This is a genomic window from Roseivirga seohaensis, assembly GCF_001592945.1.
GTDB lineage: Bacteria > Bacteroidota > Bacteroidia > Cytophagales > Cyclobacteriaceae > Roseivirga > Roseivirga seohaensis.
Window position 1 is genome coordinate 1 of record NZ_LRPB01000011.1, and the last position, 6,802, is coordinate 6,802.

Consider the following 6,802-nt stretch of genomic DNA (forward strand, 5'->3'; position numbering starts at 1 on the left):
CGGGCGATGGCCTTGTCGAAGTCATTCAGGCTTTCGATGTAGAGGTAGTCGAGCTGGCGCTTTTGACTGGTAAACAGGCCTGCATTAGGGTATTCTGCCTTCAGCTCTTCTAAATACAGCTTGCCGTAACGGTTGCCTACCGAGTAAGAGGCTACTACTATCAAGTAGTCGTCTGTGGTGTCGTTGTTTTGGGCTAGGGCTTGCTCTGCTTTTTCTTTCACCTCTTGCTCTTTTGCTAACCTGTCTCGCTCGGCTTGGGCTGCTTGTTGCCTTAAGCGTTCTGCTTCGGCTTCTTGCTCGGCTTGGATTCTGGCTTCTTCGGCCTGTGCGGCTTCTAGTTTGCTCTGGGCTTCTTGGTCAAAACTGGCTTGTAGTCTGGCCTGCTCTGCCTCTTTCATCTGCTGAAGGATTTCATCAAAGCGGGCGTCTGCTCTTTCTAGCTTTTCTTTCTTGCTGCCTGTGCTTTCTAGCGAGGCCAAGTAATCTACCACCAAGCGCTGATCGCTCTGTGGTATCATGTTTCTGTCATAGATATTGTCGGCCCTGATCTGGTTTAGTATTGCTTCGCCTTGGGCATATCTTTCTTGCTGTTTGTTCTGGTTCTTCTCAAAAGAAAAGTGAAGACCAAATTCGCTCAGCCCGTCTGAGAGGAAGGGAACATCGGCTTTACCAAAGTCATAGTTGTACACAAACAAGATGTTCGGGTTGATGTAAATGCCTGCACCTAAGGTTGGGCCGTAATTGTCGCGGTAGCCTGCACTGGCCTCGAACTTGTTCTTGTACTCCATTCTGGCAAGGATGTCAAACTCGCTGCCGATTACTTCTCTGTACCTCCAGGTTACGTTCGGGGTGAGGTATACATCATTGCTCAGGGCGAAGCGGTAATGTGCTCCTGCTATGTAGTCGGGCACGTTGTCTTCGTTGATCTGGATGTATTCATCGTCCGACAGGCTTTCGTTCACTACATTGGGTACTGCTACATCTACTCCAAAGTTGTTGTAGCGGTAGCTCAGACTAAAGTCTACACTCAAAGCGGTGCCGTTATTGCCGATTAGGTTCTGTAAGGCCGGATCATTGAAGGATTCTGGGCTAATCACGTCTTCATTAATACCGAAAAAGGATAAACTTGGCATCGCTCCTACCGATAGCTTGTGGGCTGATTGGTTGAGCAGTGCATAGCCAAAGCCTCCTTGTACTTTGGTTTGACGGATAAAGCCAATGTTGTTGCCTACTAAATTAACATTAAAGCCCATCTTGTCTCCTAATGGGTTTTGGAAGGCTACTGCAAAACTCTCTGGCGCTCCTTCTAGGTCCGAAAACTGCCTGCGATATACTACCGACAGTTCGGGTTTTGTTCCAAAGGCGGCTACCGATGGATAGGCCAAAGTGGCCCTGTGGAAGTATTGGTTGTAAAGCGGCACTTGCTGTGCCATCCCTTCACTTACCCATAGGGCTAGTGCTAATAATACTAGGGTAAATCGAATTGATATATGCTTGTTTGATGCTTTCATCATCTTAGTTCTTTGTTCTTATGATGGTCAAAAATCCTTTCACGATCTGCTCGCCATTGTACACGTTGATCTCATAGTAATAGGTACCTGGTGGTATCGCCTCGCCTTTGTAGGTGCCGTCCCAGGTGTTTTTATAGTTGCGCTCACTAAAAATCAGCGTTCCGTTCTGAGAGAATACTTTTACTTCGTTAATCGGGTTGTCCAAAATATCATCGATCACCCAAAGGTCATTGATTCCATCTCCGTTTGGTGAGAAGAAGTTCTTGATCCTTGCATCTGGTGCGTCTTTGGTAAAGTCTCTGATCTCTTCTAACTCTACATTGTTCACTGTAATGCTGAACACTTCTTCATAGCTCAAGCCTCCCGAATCGGTCACTTTAACCCTAATCGAAAGTGTGGTATTGGTCTCAAAGTTGATCGGGGTGGCGGTTCTCAGCTCGTCTCCGGTAAAGGTGAACAGCAGATTGTTGTCATCGCCTGTGCCTGCTACCAGCGTATAGGTAAAGGTTTCTGCTGCGTCTTGATCTACTGAGGCCATTGTGCCCACTAGTACGCCTGCGTCATCGGCTTCGTCTATGATGTTATTGCTCAAACTCATGTCGGTAGGGGCTTCATTCACATCGTTGATGGTGATGGTAAAGGCTTTTTCAAAGCGGCCACCATTGTTGTCTTCGGTTTGAAGTCTGATGCTGTAGCTGTCTTTTACTTCATGATTGAAAGCAGCGCCTGCAAACAGCTTGTTGCCTGCTACCATAAAGCTACCATTGTCCGTGTCGCCTGTGCCTGTAATTAGGCTATAGGTATGGGTGTCGGTAGCGTCTGTGTCTGTCGTGCTTAGTGTTCCTACTTCGGCACTCAAGGCATTGTTCTCATCTATGGCTGATGGAGCAAGTGCAATGTCGGTCGGTAGCATATTGGTTACATATACTTCGCCTGTTAACGCTCCTGACAATGGGTTGTTGGCCGCATCAATGATGCTGTCATCGTCTTTCAGGTTCAGCCCTATGCTGCCTTGGCCTGATATACCGGTTACGGTAACATCATAGGTCTTGGCGTCTACTTGAGTCACTGCGTTCAGTGTTCCGGTTGCCGTGCCTGTCAAGATCACTTCAAAGTCGGCAAGGTCTACTCCTGTTACGTCTTCTGAGAAGATCACCCTAAAGCCTGCACTTGCAGTCAGGATCGGATTGGCGGTTTTTCTAGTCAGGCTCAGCGCTGTTGGGGCTGTGCCGTCATAGGTTTTGCTTACTGCTGTTCCGGCTGCACTGGCATTGCCTGCGTTGTCGTTGGCCACACCTGCGGCCAAGCTTGCGCTTACTGTTCCGTCTGCGGTTGGCGTAATCTCTGCCGACCATTTGGTGCCTGCTGTGATTGTCGCTAGGTTGGAGGCTGTTCCGTTGGCCACCGTAATGTCGGCCAAAGTAAAGCCTGTTACCGCTTCGCTGAAGGTAAATTCTACGGTGAAGCTTCCGTTCACTAGCGTTGCTGTTGATGCAGTTAGCGTTGGTACTGGTCTAACTCCGTCTACATTGATGCTTGTTGTGGCGGCTACATTGTTGAGCGCCAGTTGTGCATCGGTGCCAAATTGGTCTTTGATCGTGCCTCCGTTCAAGCTGATCGCTGCGCCTATTGCTATGCCGTCTGTATCTAAGTCGCCTTCGGCTATGGTGTAGCTGAAGATGGCGGTGCTACTGTTGTTAACTGCTGCTTTTAGGTTCGCTATTTTTGTGCTTGCTCCTATCGTCACTGGTATACTTGGCGTTCCTGTGATCGTAATCGGAAGCGTGAAGTTGGCTGTAAAGTCTAGTTCGTCTCCAATCTTATAGGTGTTGTTGGCTGGTACAGCTACGCTCGTTACTACTGATGAGGCAATGATCGTAAAGCTCCAGTCGGTATTGTTGCTGATTGTATAACTGTTGCCTGCTATATCGGTCAGGGCGCCTGCGTCTATGTTTATATAGAACTCTGTGGCGGGTGGTAAAATCAGGTTGACTGGGTCAATCGTGACTGTGCCTGAATTGATGGTTACCGCACTGACTGGTATCGTTTCTATTATGCTATCGTCAGACTTCTTCTTGATCGTGATATTGCCTGTTCCCTTGAATACGTCTTCGCCAAAGGCCATGGTTAAATTGACCGATGGTAGAATGTCTATCGCGTTGTCGGCTGGGCTAAGCGTGGCTGTCATCTGCTGATCGAGCACTACAGTCAGTGTGCCTGCTACTCCTTGGTTGCCGGCTGCATCGGTGGCTTGGGCGTTGATCACAAGGTTGTTCACCGTGCCATCTGCTAATACGCCTGATACTATTGCGCCTGCATCAAAGGTCCAGTTGCCTGATCCGTCTGCGGCTGCCGTAAGTCCTGAGAAGGTGATTCCATTATACGTTAGGCTCAACGCTATCGCAGCATTGGCTTCGGCTGTGCCTGAGAGCATCAGTCCATCTGTAGCATTGTAATGCGTGATGTTGTCTGTATTGCTCTGCCCTAAGTCTGAAGCTGCATCCAGGTCTACGGTTGGTGCGGCTGGTGCTGTGGTATCATAAATGATACTAAACGCTGCTGAGGCTGCACTTTGGTTGCCGGCTGCATCGGTTACTGTTGCCGTTACTGGGTAAGTACCGTCTGTGCCCAATATGGCGCCTACTGCGATCGACCAGTTGCCTGAACCGTCTACTGGTAATCCTGAATACGTGATACCATTTACTGTAATTTCCAGTTGTGAGTTGGCCTCCCCTGTGCCTGTTATGGTAAGGTTGGTCTGGTCATTGGTGATCTTATCGGTTGTACTCGTTCCTGAGTCTGGTGTGATGGATGTTATCACTGGGGCGGCTGGGGCGGTAGCGTCAATAGTCACATTGACCGCTGTGCTTGCTGCACTGGTATTGCCTGCGGCATCGGTGGCCTTGGCGGTTACCGAGATTGTGCCGTCTGCTAGTGGGTTAACTCCACTATAAGCCAACGTCCAGTCTCCTGATCCATCTGCTGTTGTCGTTCCTACACTGTTGCCTCCTACAAAAACTTCTATGCTTGCATTGGCCTCGGCCGTTCCTTTTACATCTGGGGTAGTATCGCTTGTGATGCCATCACTTGAGCTGCTTCCGCTGTCTGCACTTACGCCTGTCACTACTGGCGCGGCTGGCGCGGTTTTGTCCAATTGACTGGTAGCGGTTTGGGCTGTGCTGGTATTGCTGCTGCCATCGGTTAATGTTACTGATAGGGTCAGCGTTCCATCGTTCAGTCCCGACAGGTTGTTGATCGTAACCTCGTCTGTGGCTGTCGCTATTGTTCCGGTGCCTGTTACATTGGTTCCGCCATTGTTGGAGCTTACCGTATAGTTGTATGTTGTTCCAACTTCTGCGCCTGCAAAGGTAAACTTAGTAGTCGCTGTTTCTGAAGCGGCTATCAATGCATCGCTTATACTGATCGTAAAGCCACTTGGAGCTGTGTTGTCATCGTCATCGGTAAGGGTGATGGTGGCATTATCGGTGATCGTCACCCCTAGTGCGGTGGCAGCCAGATTGTTCATGCTCACCGTCAAGGTTTCGGTGGATTCTTCTACTGCATCATCGGTTGGTGTTACCGTAAAGGTTTGTGTCTCGCCTGCCGTGCCTGCAAAGGTCAAAGTCTGGCTTGTTACTGCCGTGTAATCACTTGCTGCCAAGGCGGTGCCGTCTGCTGTGTTTACATCTACTGTAAAGCCTCCTTGTACTGCATTGTCCAAAGTTGCGGTCAACGTAATCGCGCCTCCGTTTTCTGATCCGCTTACATCGGCAATAGTGACTGAAGCATTGTCGTCATTATTGATCGTTACGGTAGCTTGATCTGTGATGTTTACACTTAGGCTTGTTGCCGCTAAGTTGCCTTGGCTAATCGTTACTGTTTCATTGCCTTCCAACTTCGTATCTGCGGTTGGAGTTATCGTAAACGTCTGGGTCTCGCCTGCTGTTCCTGCAAAGGTCAAAGTCTGACTGGTGATTGATGTATAGTCACTGTCCGCTGTTGTGGCTGTGCCATCGGCCGTGCTTACTTCTACCGTAAAGCCGCCTTGTACTGCATTGTCCAATGTGGCGGTCAGCGTAATTGCTCCTCCGTTTTCTGATCCGCTTACATCGGCAATGGTTACTGCTGCTGCGTCATTGTCGGTAATGGTATAGGTGTGTGCCGTGTTCGTTCCTAAGTTTGCATTGCTCGGATTCGACAAGGTAATAATCACCGTCTCATTGGACTCTAAAATCGCATCGTCTACAATTCCTGCTATGGTAATCGTCTCTTGTACATCGGCTGGGTTGAAGGTCAACGTTCCATTGGCCAAGGTATAATCTGTTCCTGAACTGGCTGTGCCTGTTACTGTATAGTCTACTGTTACTGTCAGAGCACTGGCAATATTCAAGTCTACCGTGATATTGGCCGAACTTACGCTCTCTAATCCCGATGATGTGGTGCTCGTAAATGATACGCTTGGGGTATCGTCATCGGTAATAGTGATCGTTTGTTGTTGTGTGCCGTTCTCGGTTCCTTTTGTAACACCTGTAATGTCTATAATGACCGTTTCATTGGTTTCTGGATTGACATCTTGGCTAGCTGTAATGCCTACTGCTGCATTGGCAGATAAATTACCTGCTGGAACGGTAATACTTGTACTGGCTGTATTGTTATAATCGATACCACTAGTGGCTGTTCCTGAGTAAGCTAGTGTTACCGTTACGTCTTGGCTCGATACGGCTGATAAAGTAGCGGTGATCGTTGAGGTTCCCGCTGCTTCTGCTATTGTAGTGTTGCTTACTGATAAGGTTACCGTTGGGAAGGCTTCAACTACCAAGGCTTTATTGTTACCTAATGAGTTGGCTGCTCCCGGGGCGGCTAAGGTTAAGGTGGCGTCATTGCCGGCTGCATCTTTGATCGTTCCGCCATTCAAGGTCAATGCATTGGTGGCTTTGTAATCTAAATCTGCTGACTCATCGCCCATCTGAACGGTATAATTGAAAGTCAAAGTGTTTGTTCCTGTACCTGAACTGTAGTCTACCTTACGGTCTACTGCTCCGGTTTCAAGCTCTAACTGTGGTGTGCCGGTTACCGTTACTGCTTCATCGAAAGTAACCGTTATCGCTATCGATTCTCCTAATCCATAACTGCCATCGGCCTTGGTAGAACTTACTGAGGTGATGACTGGGGCTATACCGTCAATTACTATCGCTTTATTCGCTCCCAATGAATTGGCTGCTCCTGGTACTGGTAATGTTAAAACTGCATCGTTACCTGCTGCATCCTTAGCCTGTCTCTTATACACATCT

General features: G+C 48.7%; 2 protein-coding genes. Both read right to left on the minus strand.

What is annotated here, in order from left to right; all coding sequences use genetic code 11:
- Positions 1 to 1,514 (minus strand): PorP/SprF family type IX secretion system membrane protein (locus AWW67_RS05165; protein ID WP_062300567.1); only part of this gene is annotated, 1,514 nt, incomplete at its 3' end.
- Position 1,515: 1 nt separating this feature from the next.
- A partial coding sequence (locus AWW67_RS05170; protein ID WP_141655380.1) for an Ig-like domain-containing protein occupies positions 1,516 to 6,802 on the minus strand: 5,287 nt, incomplete at its 5' end.